An 18,687-nucleotide genomic window follows, 5' to 3' on the forward strand; every position below is an offset into this window, starting at 1 on the left:
AGTGACAATGGTCGAATTCGCCTCATGGATTTCCCTGGGATTTTGCTCATGCGTGTGCTGCTCGTCGAAGACAATCCGATCCTTTCCCGCTCGCTTACCGACGCGCTGACGAGCGCGAAACTCACCGTCGATTGCATGCATGACGGCGAGTCCGCCGACCACGTTCTGCGCACGCAAGACTACGCGTTGGTGATTCTCGATATCGGCTTGCCGAAGCTCGACGGGCTCGAAGTGCTGCGCCGTCTGCGCGCGCGCCGCAACGCGGTGCCGGTGCTGATCCTCACCGCGCACGGTTCGGTGGAAGAGCGCGTGCGCGGTCTCGATCTGGGCGCCGACGACTATCTCGCCAAGCCTTTCGCGCTCACCGAACTGGAAGCGCGCGCGCGTGCATTGTTGCGCAGAAGTCATGGGCAGGAGCCCTTGCATGCGCAATGCGGCACGCTGCTTTACGACAGCGTGGATCGCGGCTTCACGCTCGACGGCGAACCGCTCGCGTTGACGCCGCGCGAGCGTTCGGTGCTCGAAGTGCTGATCCTGCGCAACGGTCGCGCGATCAACAAGGAGACGTTGTCGGAGAAAATTTTCGGGCTCGACGAATCGGTGAATGCGGATGCCATCGAGATTTACGTGCACCGCTTGCGCAAGAAACTCGAACACAGTTCGGTCGGCATCGTGACGCTGCGCGGGCTCGGCTATCTGCTGGAAGCCAGAAGCCCATGACGCGGCCGAATCTGCGCGTGCGGGTGGCGCTATGGCTGCTGTTGCCGCTGCTGTTATTGCTCGCGTTCGACGCATGGCTCACGTATCAGCGCGCGATGAACGCGGCGCACGCGGCCTTCGATCGCACGCTGGAATTTTCGTTGCGCTCGATACGCGACGGCATCCGCTTGCGCGACGGCAGGATCGAAGTCGATCTGCCGTACCTTGCTCTCGAGATGTTCGAGTCGAACGGAGGCGGCAATATCTACTATCAGATTCGTGAAGAGGGCGGCGCCGTGGTGACGGGCTATCCCGATCTGCCGGACGCGAAAAAAGCGCCGGCCGAGCCCTACAGCGTGCGGTTCTATGACGGCGTGTTTCGCGGCCGGCCGCTGCGCATCGCGATGCTGAGGCTGCCCGTGCACGACGTGCCGAGCGCGCAGACGCGCGTGGTGCTCGTGAGGGTCGGCGAAACGATCGAGCAGCGCCAGGCGTTGGCGCGCGAGATTCTCACCGGCTCGCTGCAACAGGAATTTCTGCTGGTGGTGCTCGCGCTCGGCATCGTGTGGCTGGGGGTCGCGCGTGGCTTGCGGCCGTTGAACCGCTTGTCGGCGAAAGTCGCCGCGCGCGCCGAGGACGACCCCACGCCGCTCGATACCGTGGGCCTGCCGAGCGAAGTGGCGCCGCTCGTCGATTCGATCAATCAGTACATTGGCCGCACGCAGTTGATGCAGTTGTCGCGCCGGCGCTTTTTCAACGACGCCGCGCATCAGTTGAAAACGCCGCTGGCGGTGATTCAGGCGGAAGCGGAACTGGCGCTGCGCGACAGCGACGGCGTGGGTGCTGGCGTCGGTGTGGGTTCCGCTTCTTGCGGCGAGGACAACCCGAGCGGCAATCGCCGGCAAGGCGTCCATTTACGGCGCCTGAATCGCGCGGTGCAGCAGGCGGTGCGCATCGTGCAGCAGTTGCTGTCGCTCTCGCGGCTCGACGCGGACAGCGGCTATACGGTCAAGCATGCCGCGGTGCCGCTGCATAAGGTGGCGCGCAGCGTGACGCTTGACTGGTCGCCGGTGGCGCGCTCGCGCGGCATCGATCTCGGCTTCGAACAGGACGAGCGCATCGAGGTCATGGGTCAGACCGATCTGCTCGCGGAACTGGTCGGCAATCTGATCGACAACGCGATCCGTTATTCGGGCGACGGCGCGGTGATCACCGTGCGCGTCGCGAGCGAGAACGGGCAGCCGCTGCTGCAAGTGATCGACAACGGCCCCGGCATTCCGGTTGGTGAACGCGATGCGGTCTTTGAACGCTTCTATCGCAGCGAGGCGACGCAGACGGTCGAGGGCAGCGGGCTGGGCTTATCGATCGTGCGGGAAATCGCGCGCGTTCACGGCGCGCTGATCGCGTTGAGCGATGCGCCCGGTGGCGGGCTGGTGGTGAGCGTGCTGTTTCCGGCATTAGAGCCGGCGTGACGTTTCCCGCGCCTTACCGGCGGATCGTGAAGCTTTGCGCGTATCCCGCGGAGGGCGTGCTGTCGCCCCACACCTTGCCGTCGATGAATACCTGCGCGGTGTGACCGGCGGGCACCGCCACGCCCACGCCTGCGGCCGCCTCGCGATACAACTGCGTCTGATTGACCCGCGCCGCGATCTGCGCGTAATCCGCGCGCGCGTCGATCATGCCCCAGCGCTCGAACTGCGTGACGAACCACGCGCCCTCGAACGCATGCGGATAGTTCACGGCGCCGTCGTCGAAGAAACGCACGGGCAGGCCGCGCGGCGTGGAGGCGGCGATCTCGTCGCCGAGGCGCGCGGCAATCAGGGCTTCATCGATGCCGATGTACTCGGGCCGCGCGAGCCAGCGCGCGATTTCCTCGCGATGTCCCGCGCCGTCGAGCCAGCGGCAGGCTTCGAGCATCGTCTGCACGAGCGCGCGCGCGGTGTTGGGATTCGCGCTGACGAAATCGCGCCGGCAGGCCAGCACTTTCTCGGGATGATCGGGCCACACCTCGCTCGTATACGCGATCGTCCTGCCGACGCCTTCGGCTTCGGCCATCGCGTTCCACGGCTCGCCCACGCACAGGCCGTCGAGCTTGTCGTCGGCGAGCGCGGCGACCATCTGCGGCGGCGGAATCACCACGCTTTCGATGTCGCGCAACGGATCCACGCCTTGCGACGCGAGCCAGTAGTACAGCCACATCGCATGCGTGCCGGTGGGGAAGGTCTGCGCGAACACGGGCTTGCGGCCGAGCGTCGCGAGCGCCTTGGGCAGCGTGCGCTGCTCGGCGAGCGCGTCGGCGAGACGGTTCGACAGCGTGATGCCCTGGCCGTTGCGGTTGAGCACCATCAGCACGGCCATGTCCGTTTGCGGACCGCCCAGGCCGAGTTGCACGCCGTAGACGAGCCCGTAGAGCGCGTGCGCCGCATCGAGATCGCCCGACAGCAGCTTGTCGCGCACGGCCGCCCACGACGGCTGACGGGATAGCTCCAGCGTCAGGCCGTGCGCGTGGCCGAATTCGAGCAGCTTCGCGGCGACGAGCGGCGCGGCGTCGGAGAGCGCGACGAAGCCGAGCCGCAGATGGGTTTTTTCGAGCGGCCCCGAGGCGAGCGGCGAGGCGAGGGAAGTGGGAGCGTTCATGGGCGGCGCTTCATTTGGGCGGGTCGGCCGCCGCCACGATGGCGCGCGCGACCTCGGCGAGTTTGACGCCCTGGTTCATGGCGCGCTTGCGCAGACTGGCGTAGGCGGCGTGTTCGGTGATTTTCTGCTGATCCATCAGCAGGCGTTTGGCGCGATCGATCAGCTTGCGTTCGGCGAGTTCGCTCTCGGCTTGCGCGAGGCGTTCGCGCAACTGCGATTCCTGCGCGAAACGCGCGAGCGCGACTTCGAGGATCGGTGCAAGCCGTTCCGTGGCGAGACCCTCGACGAGATACGCGGTCACGCCCGCGCCGACCGCGTCGCGGATCAACTGCTGGTTGTCGTCGTGGCTGAACATGAGCACCGGGCGCGGCGCGGTGGCGTTCATCACCGCGAGTTGCTCGAGCGTGTCGCGCGAGGGCGATTCCGTGTCGATGATGATCACGTCGGGCCGTTCGCTCTGGACCACGCGATGCAGCGCTTGCGGCGTGGCGGTGCCGGCCAGCATCTCGTAGCCGAGGCGGGCGAGGGCGTCACGGAGATCGCCGATGGGCTTGTCGGTATCGGTTACGAGGAGAACGCGCAGCATGGGGTAGGAATCGTCGACGGCTGAACATCAATTAAGCGAGAAGCGTGCCATCGGAGCCATGACGCATCGAAAGCAACGCAATCACGGACTTATCCACGATGCCGGCAGACGCCGCCGCACCGAAGCGGGGCATGCGCGAGCGATGCACCGAAGCGGCGCATCGTGTGGCCGCTTGCCGATCGGCTCGGCAGGTTCGAGCAGGCGCGCGAAAGCGCCGCCGGGAAGAAGCTCGGAGCGGTGTTCGGACAGTAGGGGAAGCGAGAGAGAGTGTGGAGCGCTAGTCGGCCAGCGGCGCGAAGCCGATGCACCATCGAGCACCACATCTGGACGAAACGCGGCGCCGCCGCAGCGCGCCGCTCAGGCTCGAGTCAACGAGTCAAGCCGGAGAAGGCGCGCGAAAGGCTTCGCGAACAGCACAGCTGCAACGAGCTGCATGGGGTCACGCAAGGAACGCGCGGGACGCGCTCAGCGTGCCGTCGGCCTTAACGGCGACGGAACTGCGAATTGCGGGCGCCGCCGCCACCGGTGGCGCGCTCGTCTTTGTGGCGGAAATTGATCCGGCCTTTGGTCAGGTCGTAGACCGACAGTTCCAGCGTGACGCGGTCGCCCGCGAGAATACGGATGTGGTTCTTGCGCATGCGTCCGGACGCGTAAGCGCCAACCACGACGCCGTTGTCGAGCGTGACGCGGTAACGGCTGTCCGGAAGTACTTCGTCGACGATACCGTCAAGTTCAAGCAGTTCTTCTTTCGCCATGCATAACTCCTGGTCGATGGGATAAGGGGTGTTGACCGCCAGCGAGGCCGCGCGGCGCAACATCGGATACGGTTGACAGTAGACCCTCCTGGGCCCGCTGTTTGTGCGGCATCAGCCCATGCGCTGATAGTAAACCGCTCAAAGATCGGCGACGGACTGGCCGTCCACGCGACCGTCGATCAATTGTTCAGCATGCGCCATGCACGCGATGCGCGCCTTGCCCGTGCCGTCGAACGGAAACAGGTATTGCAGACGGAACACGCGCCCGTCGGCAGCCGGATTGGCGCCCACGCGGCAGATGCGCACCGACGCGTCGTAGCCTGCGTCGGCATTGCGGCTCGTTTGACCGTCCGCCGGGCGGCGCGGATAGACGAGCGGATGAATTTCGTAACCCTTGTACGTCTTGACAACTGAATTCATGAAGCATGTGTCCTGTATTACGTGGCCGGCGTGTCACGCGTGTTACGCGCGGCACGACAGGCCGGCGGCGCAGCGCCTAGGGGCGCGCCGCCATGGAAAAAGATTGGCGCAGCAGGCCCGATGGCAAGGGCTTGAGCGCGGATTCGATGGAGAAGAAACACGCTGATGTCGCGCGGACACCGGACGCGTAAAGCTGAACGACTCAGCTGCACAACTCGCGGCGGCGAATGCATGCGGCGCATTGCCGGAGTGACGGGATCGCCGACGGGCGGCGGTCGAACAGTCGGGGGTAGTGCGGAGATGCCGGTTTGAGACTGCCTGGTGCTGCCAGTGCTGCGAATGCGGATACAGCTATTCCAATATGATGCACTAAATGGGCCTGATTGGATAGCGAAATGTTCCGCGCACCGGCAAGCCGCCCATGTGGCGGGGCTTTGAGTGCGAGAGGGCGGCGCGCTGAATGGCGGGGCGCATGAGCGGTGCGCCGGGTGCGGGTTCTCGCCGTGGCGGCGAGAACCCGCGGGGGCCCGATGGCTCAGCGGGAAGTTTCGGCGACGCGCTTTTGCAACTCACGTGAGGCCGCGAGCGGAATGCGCGCGTCGTCCCACACGGCCAGCCATTCGACTTCCTTCGACGTGAAGATTTGCCCGTGATTGCGCAACGCGTATTGCAGCGAATCGATGATGTGATTGCGGATGATCTCAGGCGTGCCTTCGTCGTCGAGCACGGCGCGAAACGCTTCGAGCGTGGCCATCTGTTGCTCCGTGAAATAGAGGGTTCTTTTATCGCACGAAAAAAAATCGCTCGCCAAGCGGACAAAAATCGTAATGAGCAGGCGGGTCCGCGCGGCTTGCTGGTTTTGAGGACGTGACCGATGCCGCGGTCGCCGCACCTTAAGCGGGGTCGCTACAATGGCGAGTCGTCGCGCGAAGCAGGTCGCCTTGGGACAAGCTCCGCGCGTGGCCGGGTCGCCGGCTCAATCGTCGCGCTTCGCCGTCGCCTCGCTGGCGGAAAGGCGGCGCGGCATCTCCAGAACACTGCGATTTTCCAATGCGCAAGACAACCGTGCCGCCTGTGAAAGACCTGCTGCTGGACCGCTACGCACCCATCGCCGACGGCATCGCGGCGCTCTTTTATCCCTGCGCCGAAGTGGTGATTCACGACCTGCGCGATCAGACCATCGCCTATCTCGTCAACAATCTGTCGAAGCTCGAAGTGGGCGGGCCGTCCGTGCTCGACGAGGTCCACTATGCGGCGCGCGGGCGGACCATCGGTCCCTACGAGAAGCTCAACTGGGACGGCCGGCGCATGCGCTGCGTGAGCAACATCCTGTTCGACGACGACGGCAAGCCGGCCGGCATGCTGTGCATCAACTTCAATATCGCGGTGTTCGAGGACGTGCGCTCCACGCTCGATCTGTTCATTAAGGGCGGCAATCTGACGGACGCGCCGGCGGAAGATCTGTTCCGCGACGACTGGCAGGACCGCATCAACACGTATCTGCACACGTGGCTGCGCGAGCGGCAAATCGGCATCAACGCGCTCACGCGCGAACACAAGCGGGAAATCGTCGAGGCGCTGCATGCGCAAGGCGCGTTTCGCGGCCGCAGTTCCGCGAACTACGTGGCCGCCGTGCTGACGATGGGACGCGCCACCGTCTACAAGATTCTGAAGCAGATGAAAGAGGGCGGTTGAACGTTTTAACCGCGGCGCCAGCGCGCAGTGGTTATCAATTCAAGGAGATGCGTATGGTGCGCTACCGGCACTACAAAGGCGGCATTTACGAACTGGTTTGCGAGGCGACGCTGGAGTCCGATCCGAGCGTCACGATGATCGTCTATAAAGCCAGCAATGGTACGATCTGGACGCGTCCGGCTTCGGTGTTTTTCGAGTTGGTCGAACAGGACGGCGTGAAGGTGCCGCGCTTCGCACCGATCAACTAACGGGTCATTACAAACAGGAAATCCGCATGCGTTTATTGCTTGCCATCATTTTGCCGTGGTTCCAGTTCTTCACGATCGGGCGTCCGTTTGCCGGCATCATTTGCCTGATCTTGCAGATCACGCTGATCGGCTGGATTCCGGCCGCGATCTGGTCGGTCTATGCGCTGAGCCAGTACAACACCGATAAGAAAATCGCCCGGGCGATGGGCGGGCGTTAAAGCGCGCAATAGGTGGGCTGATGGCGTTCGCTGACTTGCGGCGAGCGGATTTACCGGGGCGGCAATTCGACCGCCTCCGGCGTTTCGATCACCACGTCGGTTTCCGCGATCGCCACGCACGGCAGAATATAGCCTTCCGTTTTTTCTTCCCGGCTCAAACCCGGCCACTCGATCGTGTAACGCACGCGTCCGGTTGTCATCTTGCATAGACACGTGCGGCACGTGCCGTTACGGCACGAACGCGGCAGACGCAGATTGGCAAAGCCGGCGGCTTCGAGAATCGTGAGCGAATCGGGCGCTTCGAAACTCGTGCCGAGCGGCTCGACGCGAACGAGAGGCGGGCGAGTGGAGTCGGACATCGTGTGAATCGGTGACGGAGTGCGTCACTTTACACGGCGCGTGGAATGCGCGGACGTTCCGGCGTCTGGAGCGTCGCAGCGCTTCATGTCATGCGAACGCGCAAGCATGCACACGGCACCTGTACGCCTCAGCCGTCCGCCGCTTCAATGCGTCGTGCCGCCGCGCCGCAAATACCGGTACACCGTATTGCGCGCCAACCCCAACTCGCGGGCCGCCGCCGAGACGTTTCCGTCGAGTCGCGCGAGCGTTTGCGCGATCAACGTGGCTTGCCACTCCTCCATCCGGGCGGGCGATGCCTGAGCGGGCGGCTCAATGGCCACGCTTGCGCCATCATCGTTCGCTGACGCTGACGCTGACGCCGCAGGCAATCGCGCAGGTTCGTTAGCCGGAGCCTCGACACAATCCTGCAGGAAGTCGTCCGGCAAATCCTCCAGTTCGATCTGCTCCGCGCCTTCGGCCATGATGCTCGCGGTGCGCAGCACGTTCGCCAGTTGCCGCAGATTGCCCGGCCAGCGGCATTGCGTGAATCGCTCCAGCACGGCGTCGGAGACGCGGCGCGGCAGGCGCTCGCCGTCGGGCTGCAAGGCCAGCATGCGCGTGACGAGCGCCGCGAGATCGGTGCGCTCGCGCAGCGGCGGCAAGGTCACGACGAGTCCGTTGATCCGGTAATAGAGGTCCTCGCGGAAGGTGCCCGCCTCGATCATCTCGCGCAGATTGCGGTGGGTCGCGCAGACAATGCGCAGATCCACGGGAACCGCCCCCGTCCCGCCGAGCGGCACGACGCTGCGCTCCTGGAGCACGCGCATCAAGCGCACTTGCTGGGCGAGCGGCATGTCGCCGATTTCGTCGAGAAACAGCGTGCCGCCATCCGCCTGCACGATCTTGCCGACGCTGCCGCGCTTCTTCGCGCCGGTAAACGCGCCGTCTTCATAGCCGAACAATTCCGCTTCGATCAACGTCTCCGGCAACGACGCGCAATTCAGCGCGACGAAGGGCGCGTTGCGCCGCGGCGAGTCGTGGTGGATCGCGCGCGCGAGCCACTCCTTGCCGGTGCCGGTTTTGCCGAGGACGAGAATCGGAATGTCGCGTCCGCGCAGTTTCGCGACGCGCCGCAGAACCGCTGACATCTGCGCGTCGCTGGTATCGAGCGTTTCGAGCGTGGCGAGCGGCGCCGGCTCACCCAGCCGTGCCGCGCGGCGCGCCCCGGCGGACGCCAATGCAGGAGCCACCCCATCAGCCGACGCGACATGACGCGGCGCCGAATACTCGCCGCGCGCGAGCACGCGCACGCCGCTCGGCAGCGTCAGCACGATGCTTTCGCCTGGCGCGCGAGTGAGCTGCTGCAACAGCTTGGGGAAGGCGACGCCGAACAGCGCCTCGAACGATTGCCGTTGCAGATCGGCGAGCGGTTGCCCGAACTGGAACAAAGCGCTGCGATTCGCGGACAGAAAGGTGCCGTCCGGCGCGAACGCCGCGAGTCCTTCAAACAGCGTGCCGATGAATTCCGCGCGCGCATGAAAACGCACGCGAATCGCGTCGGCGAACTGATTGGAGAAAAGATGATTTTCGATCATCTGCGCCGACATTCTGACGAGCGCGAGCGTGTGCTTATGAAAGCCGCGCGTGTCGCCGCTCACGTCGAGTGCGCCGATGGTGCGCCCGAACGGGTCCGCGATGGGCGCGCACGAGCAGGTGAGAATCCGGTTCGCGTGCAGAAAGTGTTCGTCGGCGTGCACGACGGTCGGCTGCCCGTCGACCAGCGCGGTGCCGATCGCGTTCGTCCCGCGATCCGCTTCCGCCCATGAAACGCCCGGGCACAACGCGACGCGATTGGCTTTTTCGACGAAGTCGCTGTCGCCGAGACTGTGCAGGATCAGCCCGCGATTGTCGGTGAGCAGCACCATGCTTTGGGTGTCGACGATCTGCGCATGCAGCGTTTCCATGACGGGCAGCGCATGCGTATAGAGCGACTGATTGCGATCGACCAGTTCGCGCAGCGCGGGCCGGCGCAGCGGATGAAAGTCCGGCGTTTCCGACGCGCGCAGGCCGATCTGAAGCGAACGGGCATGAGCTTGCGCGATGACATCTGGCCGACCGATGGCGGGCGGCGTGGCAGGACGAAGGGTCAAGGCATGTCTCCGGTGTTCGGATGCGGCGGGTACATTGCCCGCCGTTGCATGCCGCAGCGCAACATAGGCGCGCGGCCGAACACCGATATTACAGGACCGGGCGGGAAGCGCATGGCAGGGAAAGAACGGAGTCGCGGCGCTCGCGATGACGTCCGACGGGCCGCGCCTTGCATTGAGATCAAGCAAACGAAAGGAAAACTTGCGGAGCGGCCGAACTCGTCTAAAGTGAATCAAATCACTTCCGCGGAGCGCGAACGACGGCGCCGTCGCAGTGAAGTGACGAGCCCGCGCCACCAGCATTGGACAAGGAGGATGGAGCTGCCGGCGCGACAGACGCAACCCGCGTGCGCGTTACCCGGCGACTTCATGCGCAGCATCAACCTTCCAGGTGAACCCCATGCAGATCCTTTTCCCGAATGAAACTCCTGAATATTCAGGTCGCGAACTCACGTTGGCCTTCCCGGCGATGGTCGATGGAGAGAGGGTGGAATGCATGATCACGGCGGAGGCGCTGGAAGATCATTTCGGTGCGGCGTCGCCGCGGCTGGAGGATATGGTTGGGGCGTTCGATACGCATCGGGCCAGGATCGAGGCCGCTACGCGGCGGTTGTTGTCGGAGACTCGGGCGCAGTGTCTTGTGTTGCGGAGTGGGTATGTGAGGTTTTATGAGGCTAATTGGCGGAATTAGAATTGGCTGCGTGCCTGTGCCTTTGCTGCCTTTGGCCTTTGCCTGATTTGTTAGTGGTCTATTAGCGTTGCCCCTGTGCGGGGCGGCACTGTAGTGGTCAAGCAAACCTGGACACCCCAAAGGCGAATTTTTAAAAAAGCGAAGCTTCGCACCGTGCCGGTGGCAGACCGCCTGCCGCCGAATGGATGCGCCTGTAGTTATAAAAGTTGTCGATGTAGGCCCCGATGTCGCGCTCGGCCTGCGCGTGATCCGGGTACCCTTTCTCATCGATCCACTCGTTCTTCAGGCTTCTGAAGAACCGTTCAACCGGCGCGTTATCCCAGCAGTTTCCCTTTCTGCTCATACTCTGAATGATGCCGTTTGCCTTCAGTTCGTTCACGAAATGCGCGCTGGTGTACTGGGCGGAGTGGAACATCAGGCCGGGCGGCGGGCGTCGATGCTCGCGCGCCTTTTGCAAGGCCCGGATAACCAGAACCGTATCCGGCAACAGCGCGAACGCCCAGCCGACGATACGGCGCGAATACAGGTCCATCACGATCGCCAGATAGGACCAGCCCTGAAGCGTTCTCACGTACGTAATGTCGCCCGCCCACACCTGATTGATCGCCGGCGGCTGGAAGCGGCGCTCAAGCAGGTTGGGCGCCACCAGCGCTTCACCGTCAGCCCTGCGGTAACGGTGCGTTCGTCGTCGCGTCACGGCCAGTTGCGCCTCACGCATCAACGACCGCGCGCGGTAGCGTCCGATCGCATGGCCCTGGTGCTGTAACGCCTGAGCCATCCTGCGGCTGCCATAGCTGCCGCGGCTTTCGTTGTGAATTTCACGCACGGCCCTGAGCAGGGCCGGCGAAGCCGCAGCCCTGGCGGGCCGCCGCGCGGCAAAGGTGTAGTAGCTGCTTCGCGGCACCTTCAGCAACCGGCACATCACGCTGACTGGCCAGGCCTTCTTCAGCGAACGGATCACCTCGAGGAGCGATCCAGTTCCTTGACGAAGAAGGCCGTGGACTTTTTTAGTATCTCGCGCTCCCTTTCGAGCTCGGTCACGCGTGCCTCCAGCTCCCGGATACGTCGCTGGTCGGCCTTGAGCTGCACCTCGGTGCGCGGAGGCTCAGCCTGCTCGGCCCGCCATTGCGCCACCCACCGCCGCAACGCGGTATCGCCAATGCCCAGCGCCTCGCAGGCCCTGGCAAATGAATAGCCCTGCGCGACAACCAGCTGCACCGCTTCGGCCCTGAATTCGTCGGTTATGTTCCGTCTGCTCATTTCTCACCTCGGTTGGAGATTATCCCCTTTAGAGGTGTCCAGAGTCATTGGACCACTACAGTGCCGCCCCGCACAGCAATGCTCTCAACTTAAGCCTCAAAGAGCTTGTAAACGAGGCATTGCCCCTGTAAACTTCATCGCATAACTCACTGATAAATCAACGATATGAACTCAAATACCAGCGTCCTCGCGGCTTCTGGCTGAGTTCTCCGATTTCCTGCTCGATCCGGCGCTCGCCGATCGCGTGCGTCGTTCTCCCACTGCCTTTACCCGCAATCGCACACTGACCTTGCCGCGCATGGCCGCGCTGATGATGTCCGGCATGTGCGCCAGTGTGCAGGCCGAACTTGACGCGCTATTCGGCGCACTGGGAAGCAGCGGCGGGCGCACCCGCGCTGTCAGCGCACAGGCCTTCAGCAAGGCGCGACGGGGAGTGTCTGCCGAACTGTTCGAGCTGGCCCGCGCCCGCCTGATCTCGCTGGCCCAACCCCATATCGATTCGATGCGCTGGCACGGCCTGAGGCTGGTCGCCGCTGACGGTAGCCGCCTGCGTGTGGGCACGCGTCGCGGCCATGAACTGCGCGCCGATCACTACGCGTTTGCGCTGTTCCTGCCGGGTTCCGAACTGACCCTGCACGCTGCACTTCATCCCGCCGACGGCGGCGAGCGGCAGATGCTGTTCGAAGCCCTCGATGTACTGCAACCGCATACCGACCTGCTGCTGCTCGATCGCGGCTATATCGGCAACGCGATGGTGGCGGCGCTCGCACAGCGCGAAATCCCGTTCTGCATGCGCGTCGATGCGCGTAACTGGAAATGCGTCAGCGCCTTTACCCGCAGCGGTAAAGCCGAGCATGTGGTGACACTGGAAGCGCCCAGCGAACCGGATGCCCGCGCCTATGAACTGGCGCGTACGCCCACGACTGTGCGCCTGATCCGCGACGTCACGCCGGGCGGTCGCGTGCGTGTGCTGATGACCTCGCTGCTCGATGGCGGGCGTTATCCGGCGGCATCGTTCGGCGCGCTCTATCACCAGCGCTGGCGGGTCGAGGAAGCATTCAAACGACTCAAGCACCGGCTGCGGCTGGAAGCCGTCACAGGCCTCGATTACCTGGCGTTACAGCAGGACTTCGGCGCAAAAATCCTCGCCGACAACCTGTGCACACTGCTCAGCGATCTCGATGCGCCGCACGACGACAGACATGCCAGCCGTCCTAACCGGGTGTATGCACTGGGCGCACTCAAGCCCATCCTCGGCGCGTGTCTTCTGCGCATCCAGCGCTGTCTGGACGGCCTCGCCGGTGTGCTGGAAATGATCCACCAGACCCGATGCCGGATACAGCCCTCACGCTCCTATCCAAGACCACCCAGAAAAGCCAAGCCCCACTTCCATCTCGCGTACAAACTCGCTTGATGCAGCGGGGCTTAAGTTGAGAGCATTGCCCCGCACAGGGGCAACACTAATAGACCACTAACAAATCAAGGAAAGGCCAAAGCCCAAAGCCCAAAGCCCAGCAACAAAAACCCAACCCCCTAACACCACAAAAAAAACCGCGCCGCCAGGCAAAAAAAACCAAAACCGCACATCCCGTGCCACAAAAAACCCGAAACTCCGCCCTGATAACGTCGTCTGACGCGAACGGACCCTCTACAATCGGAAGCGACCGCACCACGCCTCATCACCGGCAGTAAAAAGTGAAAGCGAACCGCGCAAGCGAACCCATAGGAGCGACCCTGATGCAGCAGCCAGAAGCCCTCGGCGGCCTATCCCACTCGGGCGGAATCGACCACCGCGAACCCGAGCCCGACGGCGCATTCATCCCGACGGAAAACCTCAACGTCGCCGCGGCCACCCAGCACGTGCTGAAGTCGGGCGACACTTTCATCGTCAACGATCCCCTCGGCGATATCACCGGCCGCGACGACGGCCTGTTCGTCAACGACACCCGCGTCCTCTCGCAACTCCGCCTCACCTTCGGCGGCCGTGCGCCGTCGCTGCTGTCGGGCAGCGTCAGCAGCGACAACACCTCGTTCACCGCGCACCTGACCAACCGTCCGTTGCCGCCGCTCGGCGGCGACAGCACGCCGGAAGGCGTGATCCACGTCGAGCGCATACGCGTGCTCTCGGGCACCGTGCTCAACGAAGCCATCGAACTCACCAACTACGGCACGAGCGATGCCGTGGTGCCGCTGTCCATCTCCTTCGCCAGCGACTTCCGCGACATGTTCGAAGTGCGCGGCCTGACGCGCGACAAGCAGGGCCGCATCCAGCCGGCGCGGGTCGAGAACCGCGAGGTGCTGCTCGGCTATCTCGGCCTCGACGACGTGGCGCGCAACGTCCAGATCGCCTTCTCGCCGGAGCCGGACAAGCTCTTTGCCGATCGCGCCGACTACACGGTGAAACTGCCGGCGCAGGCGTGCGTGTCGATTTATCTGTCGGTTGCCGTGCAGGTCGTCGCGAAGTCGGACAGGCCGAGCGCCGATGTCTCCCAACCCTTGCATCCGTTGAGCGAGGCCCATCTGTCGCAAATCGACGCGGAGCGTCCACGCGTGGGCCGCGCCGCGGTGCGCGCGGCGCTGGTCGACGCCCACCTCGTCATGCGCGAACGGCGCCGCGTCACCGCGCGCGTGCGTTCGAGCAATCCGCTCTTCAACGCATGGATCGACCGCTCGTTCGCCGACCTCGGCCTCCTGACCACCGACCTAGCCACCGGCCCGTATCCGTACGCCGGCATCCCGTGGTTCTCGACGCCGTTCGGCCGCGACGCGGTCATCACGTCGCTGCAGACACTGTGGCTTCAACCGCAGCTGGCGGCCGGCGTGCTGCGCTTTCTCGCCGAGCATCAGGCGCGTGAGAATTCGCCGTTTCGCGACGCCGCGCCGGGCAAGATCATGCACGAGATGCGCAAGGGCGAAATGGCCGCCACCGGCGAGGTGCCGTTCGCGCTCTACTACGGCGGCGTCGACAGCACGCCGCTCTTTATCGTGCTGGCCGGCGCCTACGCGGCGCGCACCGGCGACCTCGCGCTGGTCGACGAGTTGTGGCCGGCGCTGGAGCGCGCGGCGCATTGGGTCGCGGGCGTGTGCGACAAGAACCGCCATGGCTTGCTGGACTACCAGCGCGAGTCGGCCGGCGGGCTCGCGAATCAGGGCTGGAAGGACAGCCACGATTCGGTGTTTCACGCCGACGGCCGTTTTCCCGACGGCCCCATTGCGCTCGTCGAAGTGCAGGCGTATGCGAGCGCCGCGTTCGACACGATGGCGCACTTCGCGAAGCTGCGCGGCCTGCATGAACCGGCAAAGCACTATAAGGCGCGCGCCACGCGCATCCGCGAGTGCGTCGAGCAAAAGTACTGGATGGAGGAATCGGGTTTTTACGGCATCGCGCTCGACGGCCACGGCGAACTGTGCCGCGTGATGGGCTCGAACGCGGGGCACCTGCTCGCCTTCGGTCTGCCGACGCGCGAGCGCGGCGAGTCGGTGGTGCGCGCGCTCGACTCCGCGCTGTTCCACACCGGCTGGGGCGTGCGCACGCTGGCCGCCAGCCAGTCGCGTTTCAACCCGATGGCGTATCACAACGGCTCGGTCTGGCCGCACGACAACGCGATCTGCGCGCGCGGCCTGTCGCGCTACGGCGGCAAGGCGTCGGCGGTGCGGTTGCTGCAGGCGTTGTTCGAGGCCGCGGTCAACTTCGACATGCGCTTGCCGGAACTCTTCTGCGGTTTCCCGCGGCGCCGTGGCGAGCCGCCCACCGCTTATCCGGTCGCCTGTTTGCCGCAGGCATGGGCTGCGGGTTCGCCGTTCATGATGCTCGAAGCATGCCTTGGCATCACCATCGACGCGGAGCGCCGCGAAGTGCTGATCGAGCAGCCCATGCTTCCCGAAGGTATCGACTGGCTCGAACTCGGCGACTTGCGAGTGGGCGATGCGTCGGTGTCGATCACGTTCCGGCGCATCGGCGAGAAGGTGGTCGCCTCGGCCGAGCAGGGCGATGTGCGAGTGGTCGCGCTGCTATAGCGCGGGCGTCCGGTGTTTTCCGTCGTCGTGCCGGACGCCGTCAGTGTGTGTCTAGCTCCCGCCGAAAAAGAGGTCGCATTGCGGGCCCGTGCCACAGGGTCTTGCACGTTTGGCGCCGGCTTGCATTTTCGTATCGGGCATGCCGCCGTATGCCTGGGTCGCCGCGCCGGGGGCGGCATCCTGGGTCGTGGCGTTTTGCTGCGCGGCAGGCTGCGGCGTATCGGGCATCCCTTGCGAATGCGCGAAGCCGGCGAGGACAAACAAGCCTGCTGCGGAAGCAATCATCAATCGTGTTTTCATGTTGGCTCCTGGAAAACATCGGGTTTTCGATCCATGCGCATGGACATTCGCGAGCGCCGAAATCGTCGTCTACCTGGGATCGTCGGACGCGCGCGTCCTTCGGGTCTGCGGGGCTGATGCCCGAGACCCAGGTTCAGGTTGTCGGAAAAGAGAAGTGCAGTGCGCCGAGCGGAGTTGCCGGACGGAGAGTGGCGTGCGAACTGGCAGTGTCGACGAATTTTGTGGACCGCCGACACGTAATAATCGCCCTGCATCTACGTTATAGGGCGCGCGCTGCGCAAGCGGTAGTGAATCTTCGCGTGGCGGTCCGCCAGCGAGCACGCAAGCGGCTTTTTACGCCAGCCCGGGTTCAATAGCCGGCCGGCTGGCGGATTTGGCCAGCGGCCGGGGTAACGGGAAGGGCATCCGCCAGGTCGAACCGCGCGCGGCTCGATCCTCATCGAAGCCGCTGCTCAGATAGGCGAAGCCGGCAGCACGTAGTTGAGCGGAACGAACGCGCTGCTGCAATCGACGGGCGTCGCATTGCCCGGCGAACCCGACACCGTCACGTCATTCGAGGTCGACGTCACGATCTCATTCGAAAAGCTCACGGGACCCGGACCGAGCGTATAGTGCGTCGCGATGTCCTTGTCGAAAAGCGGCTGCGTGCCGTCGAACACGACATTGTTCAATGCAATGACGAGCGGATTCTTTTGACCGTTTTGCTCGTAGCCCTGGAACGTGATACGGCCTCCACCGTATTGCGTGCTGCCCAGATAGTGCAAGCCGCTGATCGTGATGCCGGTGAAGTTGGGATACAGCGTGCCCGTCGACGAACTGTAGAACGGATCGAATACCAGCGGCCGGGCAACGTTGCGCATGCACACCTGGCTGTAGGCGACGTTGCTCACCTTGCCGCCACGCGATGAATCCGACTTGATACGCAAGCCGTTTCCACTGGGACTATCGTTGCCGTCGATCGTCATGTCGGTGACGGAAACATGGCTCACGCCGGCATTCGTCTCGCTTCCGATCGACATGCCGTGTCCATAGTAGAAGTGGTTGTGCGCGAATGTCAGATTGTTGCTGCCGGGCGATTTGCTCGCCTTGATCGCCACATGGTCGTCCCCCGTGCTGATGTACGAGTAGGCGAGCAGCACATTGCTCGACTGGCCGGGGTCGAAACCATCGGTGTTCTTCGCGGTCTCCGGCGTGAAACAGGTGGCGGGCGTGATCGCGTCCGGCGTGGTGCCGGCCGGACAGGCGTAACCGCTCACGCTATATGCGAGACTCGGAGTAAGGATCTTGATGTTCCATGCCGTCACGCCGGCGACGCCATCGGTGACCACGTGAAAGTTCGGCGAATTCTGCAACGTAACGCGATAGAGCGTAAATGCGGAGCCGCCGGTTATCTGCACGAGCCGCGGGTTCTGCTGGTAGAGCCCCGCCGTCTTGTTCTGGTACGCGACGTCCCACCAGGTACGCGCGCCCGCATTCGGACCACGGGTGAGCAGGCTGCCGCCGCGGCCGTCGATGGTGCCGTCGCCCACGATCGAACTGCCCGCCGTGCTCTTCGCGAGAATGAGCGGATTGCACGATTTGATGTTCGACGCCGTCGCGGTGCCGCACGTTCCCACGCCATTGTCGAAGTCAGCGGGATTGCGCGACGCGAAGAGCGTCACCCCGCCGTCGATCCACAACGACACGCCCGACTTGAGCGTAAGCGGACCGCTGAGAAAGGCCGATTCGCCCGAGGCGCCCTTCGTGAGTTTGACGGCCTGGCCGGACGGGCATGCGTCGATCGCGGCCTGGATGCGCGCCGTATCCGGTTGGGAGAATGACGCGTTCGCATCCGCGAAATCGATCGAGCCCATGACGGGTGTCAGCGATGCGGCGATCGGTTTGCAAACGGCCGCGGGCAATGACGGCTCGTTGACTGTTCCCCATTGCGTCGTAACGGGCGCCGACGTGTCCGTCCACGTACTCGCCGCTGAAGCGGATTCAGCGGATAGCGCAGCCGACAGCACCAACGCGCAAATCGTGACGCGTGATACGGACGTCATGCAATACGATTCCCTGAATGGCGATTCGCGTTTTTTCAATTATCTTTTCCTTTTTATGGATTCAGCTAATCAACGGCGATTGGCTCATGACGCGATATCGGCTCGCGGCGCTAGAACGTCGTGAGTTCCATATTGACCGGAGCGCACGGCGCATCGTTTATCGTGCGAAAAGCTTTGCGCAAGCGGCGCGCCGTATATCCATCGAGTACGCGATCTTACCGTGCCAATATTTCAAAAAAGCCATCTGCTTTCGCTCAGGATTTCCTTATTGTCTTGTGAGGGAATGTTGATGCAACGCGTGGCGGGACCATTCGAGAGCGGGCCTAATCGGCAAAAAAAGCAGCCACGTAAATGACGAGCTTTCGCCTGTGTACAACATATTGCGGTCATTGACCTCCGCGGCCTTATGGGATTGCTCAAGATGATCGTTTCAAATGGCACCGAATGATTGCCGGGGGATACCCATGGGGATTTGCATATCCACGAACCGCTCCAGCAGCGCTGGAGATGAAACGCCGGGCACGACGACCCATGCCGCGACAGCTAGTCCGGAGCAGCGGCGAAGTCGCTCGCTGGGGGCGCGGCCAACAGGCCTATCGTCCCGTCCCCCGAGTCCACCCGAGGCAATCGAGC

At 63.9% G+C, this 18,687-nt stretch carries 19 protein-coding genes; 9 read left to right on the forward strand and 10 right to left on the reverse strand.

All coding sequences use genetic code 11. The annotated features are described in order from the left end of the window. Positions 1 to 48: 48 nt before the first annotated feature. The gene (locus CUJ90_RS29570; protein WP_073432129.1) at positions 49 to 720 is read left to right on the forward strand and encodes a response regulator; all 672 of its coding nucleotides are present in this window, start codon (positions 49 to 51) and stop codon (positions 718 to 720) included. Then, the gene (locus CUJ90_RS29575; protein WP_114164482.1) at positions 717 to 2,171 is read left to right on the forward strand and encodes a sensor histidine kinase N-terminal domain-containing protein; all 1,455 of its coding nucleotides are present in this window, start codon (positions 717 to 719) and stop codon (positions 2,169 to 2,171) included. The genes CUJ90_RS29570 and CUJ90_RS29575 overlap by 4 nt, the downstream gene beginning before the upstream one ends. 13 nt (positions 2,172 to 2,184) lie before the next feature. Here CUJ90_RS29575 and CUJ90_RS29580 read toward each other — a convergent pair whose 3' ends face one another. From CUJ90_RS29580 to CUJ90_RS29600, 5 genes are all read right to left on the reverse strand, one after another. Beyond that, positions 2,185 to 3,336: a CmpA/NrtA family ABC transporter substrate-binding protein gene (locus CUJ90_RS29580; protein ID WP_114164483.1), complete on the reverse strand. Its 1,152-nt coding sequence runs from the start codon at positions 3,334 to 3,336 to the stop codon at positions 2,185 to 2,187. A 10-nt stretch (positions 3,337 to 3,346) separates the two neighbouring features. Beyond that, the gene (locus tag CUJ90_RS29585; RefSeq protein WP_073432119.1) at positions 3,347 to 3,922 is read right to left on the reverse strand and encodes an ANTAR domain-containing response regulator; all 576 of its coding nucleotides are present in this window, start codon (positions 3,920 to 3,922) and stop codon (positions 3,347 to 3,349) included. Positions 3,923 to 4,404: 482 nt separating this feature from the next. After that, positions 4,405 to 4,677 (reverse strand): translation initiation factor IF-1, encoded by a 273-nt coding sequence (infA, locus tag CUJ90_RS29590; protein ID WP_007177610.1) that lies wholly within the window; start codon positions 4,675 to 4,677, stop codon positions 4,405 to 4,407. A gap of 138 nt (positions 4,678 to 4,815) precedes the next feature. Then, positions 4,816 to 5,097: a hypothetical protein gene (locus CUJ90_RS29595; RefSeq protein ID WP_073432120.1), complete on the reverse strand. Its 282-nt coding sequence runs from the start codon at positions 5,095 to 5,097 to the stop codon at positions 4,816 to 4,818. Positions 5,098 to 5,632: 535 nt separating this feature from the next. Then, positions 5,633 to 5,851 (reverse strand): hypothetical protein, encoded by a 219-nt coding sequence (locus CUJ90_RS29600; protein WP_073432130.1) that lies wholly within the window; start codon positions 5,849 to 5,851, stop codon positions 5,633 to 5,635. Between the two features lie 296 nt (positions 5,852 to 6,147). Here CUJ90_RS29600 and CUJ90_RS29605 point away from each other — a divergent pair, with 296 nt between their 5' ends. The 3 genes from CUJ90_RS29605 to CUJ90_RS29615 are packed head-to-tail and all read left to right on the forward strand — an operon-like array spanning position 6,148 to position 7,258. Beyond that, entirely contained in the window at positions 6,148 to 6,792 is a 645-nt protein-coding gene (locus CUJ90_RS29605; RefSeq protein WP_073432121.1) for a helix-turn-helix transcriptional regulator, read from the forward strand. A gap of 53 nt (positions 6,793 to 6,845) precedes the next feature. Next, a complete protein-coding gene (locus CUJ90_RS29610; protein WP_073432122.1) occupies positions 6,846 to 7,040 on the forward strand; it encodes a DUF1653 domain-containing protein in 195 nt (64 codons plus the stop codon). Between the two features lie 26 nt (positions 7,041 to 7,066). Continuing rightward, a complete protein-coding gene (locus CUJ90_RS29615; RefSeq protein WP_073432123.1) occupies positions 7,067 to 7,258 on the forward strand; it encodes a YqaE/Pmp3 family membrane protein in 192 nt (63 codons plus the stop codon). Positions 7,259 to 7,308: 50 nt separating this feature from the next. On the opposite strand, the gene CUJ90_RS29620 is transcribed toward CUJ90_RS29615, so the two are convergent. Together CUJ90_RS29620 and CUJ90_RS29625 are read right to left on the reverse strand one after the other, a co-directional pair. Further along, the gene (locus CUJ90_RS29620) at positions 7,309 to 7,617 is read right to left on the reverse strand and encodes a 2Fe-2S iron-sulfur cluster-binding protein (protein ID WP_114164484.1); all 309 of its coding nucleotides are present in this window, start codon (positions 7,615 to 7,617) and stop codon (positions 7,309 to 7,311) included. A 144-nt stretch (positions 7,618 to 7,761) separates the two neighbouring features. After that, positions 7,762 to 9,747, reverse strand: coding sequence for a sigma-54-dependent Fis family transcriptional regulator (locus tag CUJ90_RS29625; RefSeq protein ID WP_114164485.1), 1,986 nt, complete (start codon positions 9,745 to 9,747; stop codon positions 7,762 to 7,764). A 397-nt stretch (positions 9,748 to 10,144) separates the two neighbouring features. On the opposite strand from CUJ90_RS29625, the gene CUJ90_RS29630 reads away from it, so the two are divergent. Next, complete coding sequence (locus tag CUJ90_RS29630) at positions 10,145 to 10,435, forward strand: DUF1488 family protein (RefSeq protein ID WP_073432126.1); 291 nt, start codon at positions 10,145 to 10,147, stop codon at positions 10,433 to 10,435. A 130-nt stretch (positions 10,436 to 10,565) separates the two neighbouring features. On the opposite strand, the gene CUJ90_RS29635 is transcribed toward CUJ90_RS29630, so the two are convergent. After that, positions 10,566 to 11,695, reverse strand: a protein-coding gene (locus tag CUJ90_RS29635; protein ID WP_244220072.1) for an IS3 family transposase whose coding sequence is annotated in 2 segments (ribosomal slippage) — positions 10,566 to 11,437 and positions 11,437 to 11,695 — 1,131 coding nt in all. Because the reading frame shifts where the segments join, the coding sequence is not laid out codon by codon here. Positions 11,696 to 11,912: 217 nt separating this feature from the next. On the opposite strand from CUJ90_RS29635, the gene CUJ90_RS29640 reads away from it, so the two are divergent. Next, entirely contained in the window at positions 11,913 to 13,109 is a 1,197-nt protein-coding gene (locus CUJ90_RS29640) for an IS4 family transposase (protein ID WP_114161999.1), read from the forward strand. A gap of 323 nt (positions 13,110 to 13,432) precedes the next feature. Beyond that, positions 13,433 to 15,712, forward strand: coding sequence for an amylo-alpha-1,6-glucosidase (locus CUJ90_RS29650; RefSeq protein ID WP_114164487.1), 2,280 nt, complete (start codon positions 13,433 to 13,435; stop codon positions 15,710 to 15,712). 51 nt (positions 15,713 to 15,763) lie between these two features. Here the strand turns inward: CUJ90_RS29650 and CUJ90_RS29655 are convergent, their stop codons facing one another. Together CUJ90_RS29655 and CUJ90_RS29660 are read right to left on the reverse strand one after the other, a co-directional pair. Then, positions 15,764 to 16,012: a hypothetical protein gene (locus CUJ90_RS29655; RefSeq protein ID WP_073430007.1), complete on the reverse strand. Its 249-nt coding sequence runs from the start codon at positions 16,010 to 16,012 to the stop codon at positions 15,764 to 15,766. 452 nt (positions 16,013 to 16,464) lie between these two features. Next, a complete protein-coding gene (locus tag CUJ90_RS29660) occupies positions 16,465 to 17,865 on the reverse strand; it encodes a glycoside hydrolase family 28 protein (RefSeq protein WP_244220073.1) in 1,401 nt (466 codons plus the stop codon). On the opposite strand from CUJ90_RS29660, the gene CUJ90_RS33515 reads away from it, so the two are divergent. Further along, entirely contained in the window at positions 17,864 to 18,178 is a 315-nt protein-coding gene (locus tag CUJ90_RS33515) for a hypothetical protein (protein ID WP_244220074.1), read from the forward strand. The two genes, CUJ90_RS29660 and CUJ90_RS33515, sit on opposite strands and share 2 nt — an antisense overlap. The last annotated feature ends 509 nt before the right edge of the window (positions 18,179 to 18,687 follow it).

The sequence above is a fragment of the Paraburkholderia terricola genome (assembly GCF_003330825.1).
Classification (GTDB): Bacteria; Pseudomonadota; Gammaproteobacteria; order Burkholderiales; family Burkholderiaceae; genus Paraburkholderia; species Paraburkholderia terricola.